Annotated in this window: 4 protein-coding genes; 2 read left to right on the plus strand and 2 right to left on the minus strand. The window is 74.5% G+C overall.

All coding sequences use genetic code 11. The features are described from left to right. Position 1: 1 nt before the first annotated feature. Both AB0E14_RS21970 and AB0E14_RS21975 read left to right on the plus strand, forming a co-directional pair. Entirely contained in the window at positions 2–3,181 is a 3,180-nt protein-coding gene (locus AB0E14_RS21970) for an amino acid adenylation domain-containing protein (protein ID WP_362420499.1), read from the plus strand. 5 nt (positions 3,182–3,186) lie between these two features. After that, a complete protein-coding gene (locus tag AB0E14_RS21975) occupies positions 3,187–4,098 on the plus strand; it encodes a kinase (protein WP_362420503.1) in 912 nt (303 codons plus the stop codon). Here the strand turns inward: AB0E14_RS21975 and AB0E14_RS21980 are convergent. Both AB0E14_RS21980 and AB0E14_RS21985 read right to left on the minus strand, forming a co-directional pair. Further along, positions 4,085–5,032, minus strand: a complete 948-nt coding sequence (locus tag AB0E14_RS21980; protein ID WP_362420506.1) for a TauD/TfdA family dioxygenase — start codon at positions 5,030–5,032, stop codon at positions 4,085–4,087. The two genes, AB0E14_RS21975 and AB0E14_RS21980, sit on opposite strands and share 14 nt — an antisense overlap. A 12-nt stretch (positions 5,033–5,044) precedes the next feature. Continuing rightward, a complete protein-coding gene (locus AB0E14_RS21985; RefSeq protein WP_362420509.1) occupies positions 5,045–17,557 on the minus strand; it encodes an amino acid adenylation domain-containing protein in 12,513 nt (4,170 codons plus the stop codon). Position 17,558 lies beyond the last annotated feature (1 nt).

Consider the following 17,558-nt stretch of genomic DNA (forward strand, 5'->3'; position numbering starts at 1 on the left):
GATGACCGACACGCAGCCGCTCGCCGGAACCGCGGTGCCGCGGTGGACGATCGCCGGCGCCCCCCTCGAACCCGGCCTCGCGCAGCAGCGAGTGGCCCTGGGCGACGAACTGTCCTCCGCGCTGTGCCGACGGGCCGACCAGCTGGGCATCGCCATCGACGTCGTGCTGTTCGCGGCCCATCTCAAGGTGCTGGGCGGCGTGACCTCCGAGCGTCAGCTGGTGACCGGCCTGCGGACCGGCGCAGGGGCGACCGCGCACGCCGCGACCCTCGCCGACGGCACCTGGCGCGAGCTGGTCGCCGAGGCGGCCCGCGCTCTGACCGAGGAGGTGGAAGCCGAGCCGGAGACCCTGCTCGACCTGCGTACCGAGGGCGCCCCGGAGCCGGCGGCGGCGTACTCGGTCCACTACGACGCCGACCTGGTGCTGACGCTCACCCACCGGCTGGACGCGATGACGGAGGAGCACGCCGCACGGCTGGCCGGCTACCACCTCACCGCTCTCACGCTGCTCGCCGCCGACCCGGACGCGGCCCATCACGAGCAGAGCCTGCTGTCCGACCGCGAGCTCGAGTTCCAGCGGAGCGGACTCTCCGGACCACGCCGTCCGCTGCCCGGCCCGCTGTTCGTCGAGCTCTTCGAGGAACAGGTGGCCGGGCGCCCCGACGAGACGGCCGCGGCGCACGGCGCACGGCGCTGGAGCTACCGGGAGCTGGACGAACGGGCCAACCGGATCGCCCACACCCTGCTCGGGCACGGCCTTCGTGACGAGGACGTCGTCGCCGTGGTGATGGACCGGAACCTCGACTGGCTCGCCGCCACCCTCGGTGTGCTGAAGGCCGGCGGTGTCTATCTGCCGGTCCGGCCCGACTTCCCCGTCGGCCGGGTGAGCAGCCAACTGGAGCAGAGCGACTGCCGTTTCGCGGTCACCGAGCCCGGCAGCGAGGCGGTGCTCCACGCCGCGGTGGACCACACCGGTCGCGCGTGCCGGATCGTGCCGGTCGCCGACGCCTACCGCACCCCGCGGGTCGACGCGCCACGCCGGGCCGTGGCACCCGGTCAGCTCGCCTACATCTACTTCACCTCCGGCTCCACGGGGGCGCCCAAGGGCGCCATGTGCGAGCACGAGGGCATGCTCAACCACCTGTACGCCAAGGTCGACGACATGGAGCTGCGCGCGGGCGACGTGGTGACCCAGACCGCCTCGCAGTGCTTCGACATCTCGCTGTGGCAGGTGCTGGCCCCGCTGCTGGTCGGCGGTTCGACGCTGATCGTCGACACGGAGACGCAGCTGGACGTCGACCGGTTCATCGACGTCGTGGCGGGCGGTGGGGTCCAGGTCGTGCAGATCGTGCCGGCCTATCTCGACGTGATGCTCGCCCGCCTGGAGGCGAGCCGTCGCCCGCTGGGCGACCTCCGCTCGGTGTCGGTGACCGGGGAGGCGCTGAAGGCCCGCCTGGTCAAGCGCTGGTTCGCGCTCTACCCCGACATCCGGCTGGTCAACGCCTACGGCGCGACGGAGGTGTCGGACGACACCATGCACGCGGTGCTCGACCGGGTGCCCGAGCGCGATCTGGCGGTGGTCAATGTCGGCCACTCGCTGCGCAATGTGAACACGTACATCCTCGACGAGCGGTTGCGGGTCGTCCCGCTCGGTGCTCCCGGCGAGATCGCGTTCTCCGGCATGTGCGTGGGCCGCGGCTACATCAACGACCCGGAACGCACCGCCCTGGCCTTCACCACCGACCCGTACCTGGAGGACACCCGGCTGTACCGGACCGGGGACTACGGCCGCTGGCTGCCCGAGGGCACCATCGAGTTCCTCGGTCGGCGCGACGAACAGGTGAAGGTCCGCGGCTACCGCATCGAGATCGGCGAGATCGAGAACCGGCTGCTGCAGATGCCCGGGGTGGCCGAGGCGGCCGTGGTGATCTCGGGCAGTCACGACGACAGCAAGCATCTCGTCGCGTTCCACACCGGCTCCGAGGACCTGCAGGCTGCCGACCTGCGCGACTTCCTCTCCGCGACGCTGCCCGAGTACATGGTCCCGTCCTACTTCCACCGGCTCGACGCCCTGCCGCTCACCGAGAACGGCAAGACGGACAAGAAGTTCCTGACCGGGCTGGCCGGGGAGCTGGGGCAGGGCGTCGCCGCGTACCTGCCGCCGGCCACGGACACCGAGCGCAGGCTGGCCACGGCCTGGGCGGAGGTGCTCAACGTCCTGGTCGGCCGGATCGGCCGGGACGACGACTTCTTCGCCCTGGGCGGCACCTCGCTGGCCGCCGTCCGGCTGGTGGTCCGGCTCGACCGGCAGATCTCGCTGCGCACGCTCGTCGCCCATCCGGTGCTGCGCGACCTGGCCGCCGCGGTCGACGCCGCCGCCGGGCAGGGCGGGGCGGGCTCGGAGCCGGCCGCCGTCGGCTCCGACGAGCTGCTGCAGCAGCTGACCCCGCCGGACGACTCCGCACGGGCGACGCTGGTGTGCTTCCCCTACGCGGGCGGAAACGCCGTCAATTTCCAGCTCCTCGCCCGCGCGCTCGCCCCGGAGGGGATCGCGGTCACGGCCGTGGAACTGCCGGGGCACGACATCAGCCACCCGGACGAACCCCTGGCGGACGTGGCCGACATCGCCCGCCGGGTGGTACGGGAGCTGCCGGACGGCCCCCTGATGCTGTGGGGCCACTGCGCGGGCGGCGCCTACGCGACGGAGGTGGCCCGGCTCCTCGAGGCCGCCGGCCGTCCGGCGCACCGGCTGTTCATCGGGGCTCTGCTGCTGGAGGATCCCGCGGAACTGCGCCGGGAGAGCGCGGAGGTGACGGCCCTCGGCAACGCGGAGATCACCGCACGGCTGCGGGGGAACAGCTCGTACGTCGAACTGGACCTGTTCAAGGCGGAACGGTCCGACCTGGTCAGCCGTGCCTACCGGCACGACGTGTGCTCGACCAACAGCTACCTGCTGTCCCTCCAGGAGAGTCCGCGGGCGCCGCGGCTCATCACTCCGACGGTGGTGGTCGTCACGGCCGACGACCCGACGACCCGGGAGCCGCAACAGCGCTACAAGCTCTGGGAGCAGACGGCCGGCTCGGTCGCCCTGCACAGCTTCGACGAGGGCGGGCACTACTTCGTCCGGACCCGTGCGGCGGACGTGGCAGCTCTGGTCGCGACCCACTGCCCGCAGGCATGACACCGGTGGACACCCCTTCGGCTCCCGGTGGTGCCCCGGTCCTGTACCGGGGCGCCACCGGGGTCAGCGCCTGTTTCGGCACCTTCGGGGAGTTGCTCCAGGGCAGGCTCCCCGAGCCCGACGCGGACTTCCTCGTCACGCTGCCCGTGGCCCGGTGGACGATGGCCGAGTTCCAGTGCGTGCCGGGTCCGGGCGGCGTGGAGGTCCGGCCCCCGCACAAGGGCAAGGCCCGCCGGATGGCGGAGATGGTGCTCGCGGCGGCCGGCGTCCCGTCCGGCGGGGTGCTCACCCTCGACAGCAGCCTCCCCGAGGGCAAGGGCATGGCCAGTTCATCGGCCGATCTCGTGGCCACCGCACGCGCGGTGGCCAACGCCGTCGGGCCGGATCTGCCGCCGGAGCTGCTGGAAGACCTGCTGCGCCGGATCGAGCCGACCGACGGCGTGCTCTATCCCGGGGTGGTCGCCTTCGACCACCGCCGGGTCCGGCTACGGGCCCGGCTGGGGTCGCTGCCCACCATGACGATCGTCGGCGTGGACGAGGGCGGCACGGTCGACACGGTCGCCTTCAACCGGCTGGCCAAGCCCTTCACCGCGGCGGACCGGCGCGCGTACGCGGTCCTGCTGGAGCGGCTGTCCGGTGCGGTCGCCCGACGGGACCTGGCCGAGGTGGGGGCCGTGGCCACGCGCAGCGCCGAGATGAACCAGCGGCTGTGGCCCAAGCGCATGCTCCCGGACGTCCTGCGGATCTGCTCCGAGGTCGGGGCGCTCGGTGTCGTGGCCGCGCACAGCGGCACCATGCTCGGGGTGCTGCTCGACACCGCGGACCCGGCCTACGTCACGAAGGTCGGGGCCACGGTCCGGGCCTGTTCGCTGCTCGGCCCGGACGTCTCCCTGTTCCGCACGCTCAGCTTCGACTGACCGTCACGGGATCCGCCAGGGCGACGGCGATCCGCCGCTCGCCCCGGTACGGGAGCCGGCTGTGCGCCATCCGCAGGTTGTCCACGACGAGGACGTCCCCGTCCCGCCAGGGCTCGCTCACCGTGTGGGCCTCGTACACCTCGTTGATCAGGTCGACGGTCGCCCGGTCCAGCGGACTGCCGTCCCCGCAGCGGGTGTTGAACGGCAGCCCGTCCGGCCCGGCCTCGAACACCAGGTACTCGCGCACGGCCGGATCCATGGTCCACTCGTTGAGGAAGGCGATCTGGTTGAACCAGATCCGCTCCCCCGTGCCCGGGTGGCGTCGCACGGCCGGCCGGATCCGGCGGGTGCGCAGCGTGCCGTCCGCGGCCCAGGTGAACGCGATGTCGTTCGCGCGGCAGTACGTCTCCACCTCCGCCGGTTCCGTGGTGGCGAAGGCGGTCTGCCAGTCCACGCCGACCGGCCCGTTGTGGGTGCGCCGCAATTCCCAGCCGTGCCGTTCGAAGCGCTCCACCAGGGCCGCCGGCAGGTCGCGCAGGACCGCGGCGCCGTCGGCCAGTGCGACGGCGCCGCCCTTCTCGGGCGCGGTCAGGCAGATGAAGACCTGCCGGGCGGGCACCCGGAGGGCGTAACTGAGTTCATGATGCATGCACATGGGCTGGTCCGGCGGCCATTCGGTGGGCGAGTGAAGGCCGGGCCGGTACGTCGTCCTGGGCGCGAAGGGCTCGTGCTCGGTCATCGGAGTGGACGTCACCGCGCGGACGGCGGCCTCCGCGGCCTCCTCGTCCCGGAGGTCGAGGCCGCGCAGCAGGACCGCGCCGTGCGCGGCGACCGCCTCGTCGACGGCCGTGCGGTGGCCGGCCAGGTCCTCGGCGGTGCCGGAGACCCGGGCGACCGGCGGCCGGCCGGTCGCCAGGTCGAGTACGAACGTCATGGTCCGGGCCTTTCAGCGGGTACGGAAGGACAGGTCGAGCACGGAGGCGACCAGCGGTCCGGCCACCGGCGGGACGGCGCCCGGCCGCTCGTGCCACAGGCGCCGACGCCGGAACCGCGGGGCCGGCAGGGGCGTCCGCGTCGGACGGATCGCGGGCGCCTCGGAGACGATCGCGTGGGCGTTGGTCCCGCCCAGGCCGAAGGCGCTGACCCCGGCCAGCCGCGGTCCGGTCCACTCCCGGAGCCGGGTGGCCGGCAGGAACGGGGAGGCCGCGAAGTCGAACCGGGGGTTGGGCGTCTCACAGAACAGGGTCGGTGGGATCTCGGCGTGCTCGACCGCGAGCAGCGCCTTGACCAGGCCGGCCATGCCGGCGGCGCTGAGCAGGTGCCCGAGGTTGGACTTCACGCTGCCGATCGCGCAGAACCCGGTCCGGTCGGTCTGCTCACGGAACACCTCGGTGAGCGCCCGAAGTTCGATCGGGTCACCGATCAGCGTGCCGGTGCCGTGCGCCTCGATCAGCCCCACCTCGGGGGCCTTCGCCCCGGCGGCCGCGAGGGCGCGGCGTACGACCTGTGCCTGGGCCACCGGGTTCGGGGTGGTCAGGCCCATCGTGCGGCCGTCGTTGCCCACGGCGACGGCGTCGATCACCGCGTGGACGCGGTCCCCGTCCCGTACCGCCTGTTCCAGGGTCTTCAGGAGCAGGACGCCGCAGCCCTCGCCGGGCACGAACCCGTCGGCGTCCTGGTCGAAGGTCGCGCACCGGCCGCGCGGCGACAGGGCCCGTGCGACGGTGAACTCCAGGTAGGGCTCCTCGTCGAGCAGCACCTCCACCCCGCCGGCCAGAGCCAGTCCGGACTCCCCGGCCAGCAGGCTGCGCACCGCGGTCTGCACGCTCACGAGGGCGGAGGAGCAGGCGCTGTCGACGACGAGGGCGGGGCCCCGGAGGTCGTACTGGTGGGCCACACGGGCGGCGATGAAGTTCTGGTCGCCGCCGAGCCCGGTGGCGGACCCTTCGAGGCCGATCCGGCGCCGGTACCCCGACATGCGGGCGCCCATGAAGACCCCGACATCGCCGCCCCGCAGCTCCTCGTCGGTGTATCCGGCGTCCCGCAGACAGGCGGCGGTCGTCTCCATGGTCAGCCGGATGGCCGGGTCCAGGTCGCGGGCCTCCGCCTCGGTCATGCCGAAGAAGTCGGGGTCGAAGTCCTCGATGCCGTCGACGAACCCACCCCATTTGCTGATGCTGTGCCCGGCCACGCGCTCCGGCCGGTAGAGCTGTCCGGTGTCCCAGCGGCCGGCCGGAACCTCGGTCACCGCGAAGCCGCCGCGGCGCAGCAGGCGCCAGTACGCGTCGAGGTCCGGCGCGCCGGGGAACCGGCACGCCATGCCGATCACGGCGATCCTGCCCCCGGCGTCGGTGGCGGTCGGCCGCGGGGCGACGGCCGCCGGGACGCCGGGCTCGGCGGTCGCGCCGGCCGCGGTGAGATGGGCGTCGAGCCGCTGCAGCGTCGGGTGGTCGAGCAGGGCCACCGGGTCCAGCGGACGGCCGGTCCTGGCCTCGATGCGGGTGACGAGTTCGGCCAGGAGCACGGACTCCACACCGAGTTCGCCGAAGGTGACGTCGTGGTCCAGCTCCTCCTCGGGAATCCGCAGCGCCTCGGCGAAGAGCCCCACCAGCCAGGCCGCCGCCGGTCGCGCGGAGGACGGCGGCGCCTGGTCCGGGGAGGCGGACGGCGTGGGCGGCGCGGACGACCGGGACGGTCCGGGTGACTCGGGCGAGGTCGGCGGCCGGTTGGCGTGCAGGACCGTCTCGGCGTCGAAGAGCCCGTCGCGGGCGGGGCACGGCAGCAGCACCCGCGCCGCCGGGAGGGCGAGCACCCGGTCGAGGACCGCCAGTCCTTCGGCGTCGGTCAGCGGGTCCAGGCCCGCCGCGGCCGCCGCGTCGGGGCGGGCCGTCCCGCCACCGGTCTCCCGCCACACCGGCCAGTTGACCGACCGGACGCCGGTCCGGTGCCGCGCGACCAGGTCGAGCCGGGCGTTGGCGGCCGCGTAGTCCGTGACACCGGCCGCCAGAGCGGGCACCGCCGCGCTGACGGAGGAGAAGAGCACCACGAAGTCCAGCGGATCGGCGTCGGTCAGATCGAGCAGGGTGTCCAGCCCGTCGCCCTTCGGTTCGAGGACCCGCCGCACTGCGGCGAGGTCCTTGTGGACGAGCGGCGCCGGGCCGGAGCCGGACCGGCCGGCGCAGTGCACGATGCCGCCGATGGGGCCGAGGGCCGTCCTGATCTCGTCGAGGAAACCGGCCAGGGAGTCCCGGTCGCTCAGCGCACCGGTGTGGGTCATGACCCGGGCGCCGAGCCGCTCGAGGCCGCGGATGTTCGCCACGGTCTCCGCCTCGGCGGCGGAGAGTCCCTCCCGGTCCCACTCGTGCCGGGGCGGCAGCGGCCGCGCTCCGAACAGGGCGATCCCGCGGGCTCCTCGGGCGGCCAGGTGCCGGGCCGTGAGCGCGCCGAGCCCGCGCGTCCCGCCGGTGATCAGGTACACGCGGTCCGGGTCCGGCCGCCAGGACACCGGATCGGCGGGCACGGGGACGAGGACGGGCCGGTAGCGGCGGCCCTCCCTGAGGCCGAGTTCTCCGTACGGCCCCGAGTCGCGCCAGACGGCGAGGAGTTCGGCGAGCCGCTCGGGCCGGTCGGTGTCCAGGACGGTGGAGCGGACCCAGGGGTGCTCGGCGCCCAGCGAGCGCGCGAAACCCGAGAACCGCGCGCCCGCGGGGTTCGGCTCCTGACCGGGCAGGTCGAACAGCCCGCAGGTCACCTGGAGGATCCGGAGACCGCCCGTGGGCCGGGCGGCGAGCAGCTCCTGCACGATCGCGAGGCGGGCCGTCCACGGTCCCGCGTCGCGCTCGTCCCCGGCTTCCTCCGCGAGGGCACACAGGTCGAGCAGTCCGGTGACCGGGCCGCGGTCGAGCAGCGCCCGTACGGCGGCGACGGCCGTCGGCACGTCCGTGAAGTCGATTCCCTGACGCAGGGTCACCACCGTGGCCGGGGCGAACGCAGCGGCGAGGCCGGACCGTTCGTCGGCGGCCAGGACGAGGACCGTGCCCGTCGGCGCGGGTCCCGGCTCGGGGAACGGCTCCACCTGCCAGTCCCGCGCCAGCAGGGGCACCCCGCCGAGGGGCGGGCCGTCCACGGGCGCCTTCGCGGGCGCCGTCGCGGGCGGGGCGGCCCAGAGGGGTGTCATCGCGAAGGGGTAGGCCGGCAGGGCGACGACACGGCGCGGGGCGGGATGCAGCGTCGCCCAGTCCACGGTGCCGCCGTCGGCCCAGTGGCGGGCGAGGACGTCCAGGGACGCGTCCGGCCCGGCCGGCGGTCCGGATGCGGTACCGGCCGCTCTGCCCGTGACGACGGCTCCGGTGTCCCCGGCGAGATAGCCGTCGAGCAGCTCGGCGAGGTGCGCCTTGTCCCGTACGACGGCGGCGATCCGCTCGCGCAGGGGCTCCCGGCCGAGTTGCGCGGTGTGGGCCAGGTCCGCGAGCGGGGGCGCGGAGGGGGATCGCAGCAGGTCGCGCCAGCGGGCGGCGAGCCGTTTCAGCTGTTCCTCGGTCCGCGCGGAGACCACCACCAGGTGCGGTCCCGCGTCGGTGTCCTGGGCGGACCTCGGGGGCGGTGGTGGAGGCGCCGCCACGACGATGTGCGCGTTGGCGCCGCCCGCGCCGAAGGAGCTGATGCCCGCCCGGCGCGGTGTGTCCGCGGGCCAGGGCTCGGCTTCCCGCTGGACGCGGAACGGGCCCCGCGCCCAGTCCACTTGCGGGTTGAGTTCGGCGGCGTGCAGGGAGGGCACCAAGGTGTCGTGGCGGAACTGGAGCACGACCTTGGTCAGTCCGGCCATTCCGGCGGCGGCCTCGAGGTGTCCGATGTTGGACTTGACCGAGCCGACCGGCCACGGCTCCCGTCCCGGCCGGACGGACGCGAACGCCCTGCCGAGCCCGTCGAGTTCGATGGGGTCGCCCAGTGAGGTGCCGGTCCCGTGTGCCTCGACGTAGCCGATGTCCTGCGGACCGATCCCTGCGTCCCGCAGCGCCTCGGTCACCAGGTCCCCTTGCGCGACCGGGTTCGGCACGGTGTAGCCGTTGGTCTTCCCGTCGTGGTTGACGGCGGTGCCGAGAACCACCGCGTGGATCCGGTCCCCGTCCGCGACCGCCCGGGCGAGCGGCTTGAGCAGGACGGCGCCGACCCCCTCGCCGGGGACGAACCCGTCCCCTCCCGCGCCGAAGCTGCGGCACCGGTGGTCCGAGGAGGCCATGCCCAGCTCGCGCAGGGTCGCGAACTTGTTGGTGTGCAGGGAGAGGTTGACCCCGCCCACGAGCGCCGCCTCGCACTCGCCGCGACGCAGCGCGGCCACCGCGAGGTGGATCGCTGTCAGCGAGGACGAGCACATGGTGTCCACGGTGAGGCTCGGTCCGCGAAGGCCGAGGAAGTACGACACCCGGTTGGCGATCCCGGCGATGGCCGAGCCGACCGGCCGGGGCCCGTCCAGGCCGTAGAACGGGTACTCGTTGTACATGCAGCCGACGTAGACCCCGACCCGGCCGCCATGCCGTTCCCGCAGCTTCGCCCGGGTGTAGCCGGCGTCCTCCAGGGTGTGCCAGGCGGTCTGCAGGAAGAGGCGTTCCTGCGGGTCCATCGTCTCGGCGTCGCGCGGTGTGATGCCGAAGAACAGCGGGTCGAAGCCCGCGACGTCGGCCAGGAACCCGCCGATCGGCGGCTCGCCGCGCGCCTGCGTGGAGCGGCGCCCCTCGGGCAGTGCCGTGATCAGGTCGCGGCCGGCCAGCAGGTGCTGCCAGAGCTGCTCGATGTCGTCGGCCCCCGGATAGCGGCCCGCGAGTCCGACCACGGCGACCGGCCCGCCGCCCCCGACGGCGTCGTCCCCGGCACCGTCGCCGTCCCCTTCCCGAACGGCCGTCGTCGCGCCGCCCGCCAGCTCGCCGGCCACGCCGGCAAGGTCGCGGTGGGCGAAGAACAGGGTGCTCGGGACGGACTCGCCCAGGTCCGCGGACAGCCGTTCGGTGAGCCGTACGACCTGGGCGGAGGACAATCCGTAGTGCTCCAGGGGCAGATGGGGGTCGAGCCGGTCGACCGGGACGCCGGAGACCTCGGAGTAGACCGCCTTCAGGTGTTCCATCGTGCGACGTGTGCGGTCGGCCGCGTGGCCGACCTCCGCCGGCACCGCGTCGAGCACGTGGTGCACGGGAACGGGCGGGACGTTCGGCAGTGACACCCGGCGGGCTCCGGCCGGGTGGTGGCGCGACCAGTCGGTCTCCGCTCCGGACCGCCAGGCGGCGAGTTCCGGGTCCGTCGGGGCGGGCAGCGGGGCTCCGGCCGCGACGGAGGCGAGCGAGGTGCGCAGTTCCTCCACGGTCGCCGCCTCGATCACCGTACGGTGCGCGAGGTGGCGGCGGCCCTCCTGCAGAGTGAAGGCCACGTCGCCGAGCGCCGCGGCCCTGCCGGGCTCCAGGTGCTGGTGCAGACGCCCGGCCAGCAGGCGGAGTTGTCCGTCGGTCGGTGCCGAGAGCGGGAAGGCATGCCGGACGGCGTCCTCCTGCCGCGCCGTGGCGGCGACCCGCGCGATCGGGTCCGGCGACGCGCCGGACGGCCGGGCGCGGAGCACGACATGACCGTACGAGCCGGTCGCGCCGATCGCGTTGACCAGGGCGCGCGCCGGCTGCGCGGTCGGCCAGAAGGCGAGGTGCTCGGCCCTGCGGATGCCCCGGGGCCAGGAGGGTCCGGCCTCACCGGCGTAGCGGGTGGGAGCCATCTGGCCGTGCCGGAACTGCAGGAGGACCTTGACGAGCTGGGAGAGGCCGGCGGCGGCCTCCAGGTGGCCGATGTCGGGTTTGACCGTTCCCACGGGCACCGGGTCCGCGACGTCGGTGAAGACCAGGCCGAGCGCCTCGAGTTCGGCCGCGTCGGCCAGCAGGGCGCCCGCCGCGGCGCACTCGACGTAGTCCACGTCGGCGGGCGTGACACCGGCGGCGGCGAGGGTCGCTCCGATGGAACGGGCGAGCTGCCCGGCCTGCGGGGTGGCGAACCTGCCCGCCCCGCCCATGTGTCCGACGCGGGTGGCCTCGACCACCGCCGCGATGGTGTCCCGGGTGCGTTCCGCGCCCGGCGCGGAGCGCAGCAGGACGCAGGCGACGCCCTCGCCCGGTGACCAGCCGGGCGCCGTGTCGTCGAAGGCTCCGTCCGGCAGCCGGTCGGCGAGAAGGCCCAGGTCGGTCAGGAGCCTCAGGTGGTACGGGTGGGTGAACAGGTTGGCGGCCGCGACGACCGCGGCTTCGCACTCGCCCCTCCGCAGGCTCTCGGCGGCCAGGTGCAGGGCCGTCAGGGACGAGGAGCAGGAGGTGTCGACGGCCAGGCTGGGGCCTTCGAAGCCGAAGAAGTGGGAGATCCGGTTGGCCGCCTCGGAGGCGGTGGCGGAGATCGTGGCGGCCTCTCCGCCCCTTGCCCGGTCAGCGCCGACGTGCTGGTAGTCCTGCCACATGGCGCCGAGGAACACCCCCACCGGCCCTGCGCCGGAGAGGGACTCGGGGGTGTGACCCGCGTCGTCGAGGCACTCCCGGACCGTGTGCAGGAGGAGCCGCAGCTGCGGGTCCAGGGCGGCGGCCTCGGCGGGCGCGACGTGGAAGAGCAGGCTGTCGAAGGAGTCGACGTCCGTGAGATAGCCGCCGGCGGGCGCGGTCTCGGGGAGGTGCGCCGCGCGTTCCGGCGGAGCGCCGGTGAGCGAGCGGGTGCCGCGGCTCAGGTTCCGCCAGTACGCGGAGAGGTCGTCGGCGCCGGGGAAGCGGCCCGCGGCGCCCACGACGACGATCTCCGGTGCGTCGGGGGCCGCGGCGGGGGCCGCGGACGGGACGGCGGCGGGCGCCGGTTGCCCGGCAGGGGGCAGGAACAGCGGGCGCTCTCCGTTCGCGGCGGTGGTCGTCGGCGGCTCCGGGAGCGGGCCGCCGAGGAAGGCGTGGAGGTGGCGGTGGCCCGTGCCGAGCCCCAGCGGCCCGCGGAGGGCGGCGAGGGCCAGCGTGCCGATCGGGCAGAGGCCCACCCCGGTCGACGGCTGCGCGAGGAGCAGCAGTTGGCCGAGATAGCCGGCCTCCAGCAACTGGAAGCGTTCGGAGTCCGCCCCGTACAGCGGCTCGATGGCCTCGTCCGCTCCGAGCAGGTGGAGCTCGAACCCGGCGCGGTCGAAGACCGGGCGGTTGTACACGAAGTGGCTCGACCGGTCGAGCCGGGGATCGGCGTCGATCAGATGCAGCGCGTGCTCGACGGGGTGGTAGTAGTACAGGCCCGTGGGCACGCCCTCGACACCGCCGGGGCGGACGTGCACATGGACCCGCACCGAGTAGGTGTCTCCGGCCGAGGGGTACAGCCGCCGCGTACGGCCGCCCACCCGGGTCTCGCGGAGCAGGCCGAGCATCCGGCCGAAGGCCCGGTACGACACGGGCCCGGGCGCGAACTCGCGCCTGCTCTCCCGCCAGCCGAAGTGCTCCTCGGCGATGTCGGCGTCGTCCAGGACGAGCACCCGGCCGCCCTCCACGCGTGGCCGCAGATCCCGGCGGGCCCGCTTGAACTCCTCGCGCGACTCGGCTGAGAAGAAGTCCACCTCGGCAACGCCAGGAGCCACGGGGGGAGCCGACTCTGCGGGAACGGGCTCGGCGGGAACAAGCCCGGGAGCCGGCTCGGCGGGAGCCGACTCTGCGGGAACGGGCTCGGCGGGAGCCGGCTCGGCGGGAGCCGACGCCGCGGGGCCCGGCTCCGCGGAATCCGGCGCTACGGCGGCCGGCTCGACGGGGGCCGAATCGACGGAGGCCGGAGCAGCGGGGCCCGGCTCCGCGGCGGCCGGCTCCTGAGCCGTCTCCGCCACCGCTGCGGCGATGCCCGCCACCGTGGGGGAGGTGAGCAGGACCGAGACCGGGACGCGCACGCCGTGCCGGTCCTGCAGCGCCCGGGAGACCTGGATCATCGTGAAGGAGGTCGCGCCCTGGTCCCAGATGTCGGCGCCCGTGTCGATCGCGGCGAGCCCCAGGAGTTCGGCGAAGATCTCCGCGATCTCGGCCACGAGCTTCCCGTCCGCCGCCTCCGCCCCCTCCGTCCCGTCGGACACCGTCCCGTCGGACACCGTTCCGCCGGCCGCTCCGGCCGGCCGCGTGGTCACGGCGGCCAACGAGTGGGAGCTGCCCGGCTCCGCCGGCCACGGCAGGGCGTCGCGGTCCAGCTTGCCGTTGGCGGTGGCGGGGAAGACGTCCACGAACACCACCACGTTGGGGACCATGTAGTCGGGGAGGGTGTGCGCCGCGTGGCGGCGCAGTTCGGCCACCCCCGGGGCGACCGCCCCGGCCGGGACCGCGTAGGCGACCAGCCGGCGGTCGCCCCTGCCGTCGGGGCGGGCCAGCGCGACGACGTCCTTGACCTCCGGATGGCTGCGCAGGCGGTGCTCGACCTCGGCGAGTTCGACCCGGAAGCCGCGGATCTTCACCTGGTCGTCGGCCCGGCCGTGGAAGGAGATCACCCCGTCGGGGAAGCTGCTCGCGCGGTCCCCCGTCCGGTACATCCGGGCTCCGGCGCGCTCGCGGAACGGATCGGGAAGGAACCGCTCCGCGGTGAGTTCGGGCCGCCGGTGGTAGCCACGGCTCAGGCACTCGCCGCCGATCCACAGGTCGCCCTCCTGTCCCGGCGGGCAGGGCCGGAACTCCTCGTCGAGGATGTAGTAGCGGGCGTTGTCGATGGGGCGTCCGTACGGAATGCTCCGCCAGGCCGGGTCGACGGTGCCGACCTCGAACCAGTTGGACCACACGGTGGCCTCGGTGGCGCCACCCAGACTGACGACCCGGGCCTGCGGGAACAGCGCGCGCACCTCGTCGGGCAGCGGCAGCGGCGTGTAGTCGCCGCTCAGGTAGACGAGGCGCAGGGTGTCGGTTCCGGGCCGGCCCTTCCGGCCGGGGAACAGCGCGGACATCTGGTCGAGCGTGGTGGGCGCGGAGTTCCAGAACGTGACCGGTTCGCGCAGGAGCACGTCCAGCAGGAGTTCCGGGTCGCGCTGCTCGGCCTCGTCGGCGAGGTACACCGACGCGCCGTACCCGAGCAGCCCGAGGAGGTCGAAGACCGAGAGGTCGAAGCCGAGCGAGGTCACGCAGAGCCCGACGTCCTCCGGTCCGAAGCCGTGGGTGCGGCGGCACCAGTCGAACAGGTCGAGCAGGGGCCGGTGGGTGACCTCGACGCCCTTGGGCGTACCGGTGCTGCCGGAGGTGAAGATCACGTACGCCAGGTCGTCGACCGAGCCGGTCCGTTCGGGGGTGTGCTCCGGGAAGCCGGGAGCCTCGACGGGCAGCACGCCGACGCCGCCGGGCAGCGGCAGATCCGTCGTCGGGGCGTCGCTCAGGACCAGCCCGACCTCCGCCTCCCCGAGGATCGCCGCCGTCCGCGCCTCGGGCAGGGAGGGTTCGATCGGGACGTAGAAGCCGCCGGCCTTGAGGACGCCGTGGACGGCGGCCGCCATGGCGGGCCCGCGACGGACCCGGATGCCGACGGGGGTGCCGGGGCCCACGCCACGCTCGCGCAGGGACCACGCGATCCGGTTGGCCCAGCGGTTCAGCTCCCCGTACGTCAGGGTGCCGCCGGCCCAGCGGACCGCGACGGCGTCGGGGCGTTCCGCGGCCCGGTCCTCGAACAGGGTGTGGACCTGGCGCTCCTCGGGGAGCGCCGTCCCGGTGTCCTGTGCGGGCTCCGGGCCCGTGGCCAGGCCCTCCAGGGAGGCGCGGTATCGGGCGAACATCGCGTCCAGCGCCCCGGCCGGGAACCGGGAGGGGGTGGCGTCCCAGTAGAAGCGCAGTTCGTCGCCCTCGTCGATGGCGATGCAGTCGAGCGCGACGTCAGGGGTGCAGGTGAGCCAGGGCCCGAGACGTACGCCCTCGGGCAGCTGCTGCGCGGAGAGGTCGAGCAGCCCGGTGTACACGACGGGCAGTTCGAACGCGCGCTCGCGACGTTCCCGCATGACCCTGCGGCGCAGCTCGGTGAGTCCGCTGACGTCGTCGGCGGCGAGGTCCTCGGAGACGGTCCGGTGGAACACGGCCGCCTGCTCCCACACCCCGAGTCCGGAGTCCTCGCGGGTCACCCAGCTGAGCGCGGTGAACTCGCCCGGCCGGAACGGCGCGGTCCGCTCCGTCCAGCGCACCACGGGGAGGCTGAAGGGCACCGGGTGGTGCTCCGCGAGCGCCGCCGTGTACGCGGCGGCCAACAGGTCGTCGGGGTCGACTCCGGCGCGCCGGGCGCGCTCCCTGACGCGCCGCCAGCCGGTGAGGACGCCCTCGAAGCGCTGCCGGTCACGGGCGCCGCCGGCCTGCATCACGGCCGGTCCGGGATGCAGGGACGCCACCCGGCGGCGCCAGTGCTCGACCTGCGCCGGGCGCCCGGGGTCGCCCCGGAGCTCCTGCTGCGCGGCCGCGTGCCCGTCGTGGCCGGCCGACGGGGCCGGTTCGGCGCCGGGATCGGCGTACAGGCGGAACAGCTCCCGCACGAGGAAGTGGATGCTGCGGCCGTCGAGGATCGTGAGGTCGGTGGTGAGGTGGACGGTCGCGCCGCGCGCACCGATGGTGACCTCGAGGTCGGCCTGCGGCCCCCGGCCCAGCGGGAAGGCCCGGCCGGCCATGCGCCGGCCGAGGTCCGCGAGCACGGTCTCGGGGTCGTCCGCCGCCGTGAGATCCAGGACGGGGATCGCCCACCGCTGGGGTACGTGGGGGCTGACGGCGAGCGTGCCGTCGTGCGTGACCACCGTCCGCAGGACGTCGTACGCCGCGACCAGTCGCGTCCAGGCCGACTCGAGCCGTTCGAGGTCAAGGTCCGCGACGTCGAAGGAGTGGTGGACCTGGCAGCCGTCCCACTCCCCGGCGGGGGTGACGGCCCGGGGGACGAAGTAGGCCTGCTGCAGTTCGTTCATCGGGCGGCGGGCCGGCGGCCGGTCGGTCAGGGACCACAGGCCGTTGAGGAAGCCGGCGAACAGCTCGTCCGCCTCCCCCGGGCGGAACCGCTCGGCGACCACGTCCCAGCGCAGCCGCAGTTCGCCGTCCTGCTCCCACATCTGGTGGTCGAGGGCGACCCCGGTCGTCTGGCTCACGGCGTAGGTGACGGCGCTCGCGAAGCCGTCCGCGCCCGCCCGGCCGGTACCGAGCATGCTGGTGAACACCACCGGCAGGCTGGGCGCCGGAGCCGAGCGGTCCGCGGCTCGCAGCGCACGCAGCGCGGCGACGCCGGAGACGGCGGCGTGGTCGAGGCCGGACCAGAGTTCCCGGTGGACGGCCTGAGCGGCATCGCGCAGCGGGCGGTTCAGGGTGTCCCGCAGCGGCAGGACGAGGCTGGAGGTGAACGGGCCCACCAGGTCGTCCACGTCGGCGGGCAGCCGTGAGCGGTGGTTGGTGGTGAGGACCAGGGAGAGCGGCCGGGCGTCGCGCTGCCGGCCGAAGCACTCGGCGAAGAGGGTGAGCACGAGCGCGGTCGGCGACACCTCCCAGTCGGCCGCGAGTCGTCCGATCGCCTGCCACTGTTCCCGGCCGACGCGTCCGGTCAGCGCCGTGCGCCCCGTGCCGCCGGCCGGGGCCTCCAGGACCGGGGGGCCGTCGGGGAGGCCGGCCAGTCGCTCGGTCCAGTGGTCGAGGTGGGCGCGGTGGGCGGGGGTGCGCCGCTGTGCGGCGAGGTCGAGGACGCAGTCCCGTACGGTCCTTTCCTGGGCGGCGAGTTCGTGCCGGGGGTCCCGGTAGCACCGCCACCAGTCGTCGAGGAGCACGCCGAGCCCGTGACCGTCGATGAAGAGCACGTCGATGCTGAGGTGGACGACGGACCGGCCGCCCGGCCGGTGGGAGACCTCCACGGTGTGCATCGGCCACTCGCCCGGCTCGTAGCGGCGGTGCGACAGCCGGGCGCGGACCTCGGGAGCGCCGTCCGGGCCGCCCACGGCGAGCGGTGCCTGCTCCACGTGCTCCTGGACCCGCTGGCGTCCGTCCGGGGTGACGACGGCGCGGAGCATGTCGTGATGGCGGACGACACGGTGCCAGGCGTCCTGCAGCGCCGTCACGTCCAGGTCGTCCACCTCGAACTCGCGGTAGACATGGCAGCCGATGGTGTCCTCACCGGACTGCGGGTCCTTGGCGACCAGATATGCCTGCTGGAGGTCGGTGAGGGGGAACGGCTCGTACCGTGCGGCCGGGTCGGCGGGGGCGGGGCCGTCGTCCTGGCCCTCGCCCGCGCCGGCGGCGAGCTCCTCCCCGACCCGGGCCAGGAGTTCGGCCGGGGTCGGGCAGTCGCGCAGCCACGACACCGGCACGTCGACGCCGAACTCCTTGCGGAGCCCGAACCAGACGCGGGTCAGGGCCAGGGACTCCAGGCCCTGCTCGCGCAGCGCGAGGTGGAGGGTGGGCTCCTGGCCGGGGATCACCTCCGCGAGGATCCGCAGCAGCCGCTCGGCCAGTTCGTCTTCCCGCACG

Source organism: Streptomyces sp. NPDC047981 (assembly GCF_040653315.1).
GTDB lineage: Bacteria > Actinomycetota > Actinomycetes > Streptomycetales > Streptomycetaceae > Streptomyces.

Bases quoted from the DNA above. Each gene is read 5' to 3' on its own strand.
- AB0E14_RS21970 (WP_362420499.1), top strand. From the start codon at position 2: ATGACCGACACGCAGCCGCTCGCCGGAACCGCGGTGCCGCGGTGGACG.
- AB0E14_RS21980 (WP_362420506.1), bottom strand. From the start codon at position 5,032: ATGACGTTCGTACTCGACCTGGCGACCGGCCGGCCGCCGGTCGCCCGG.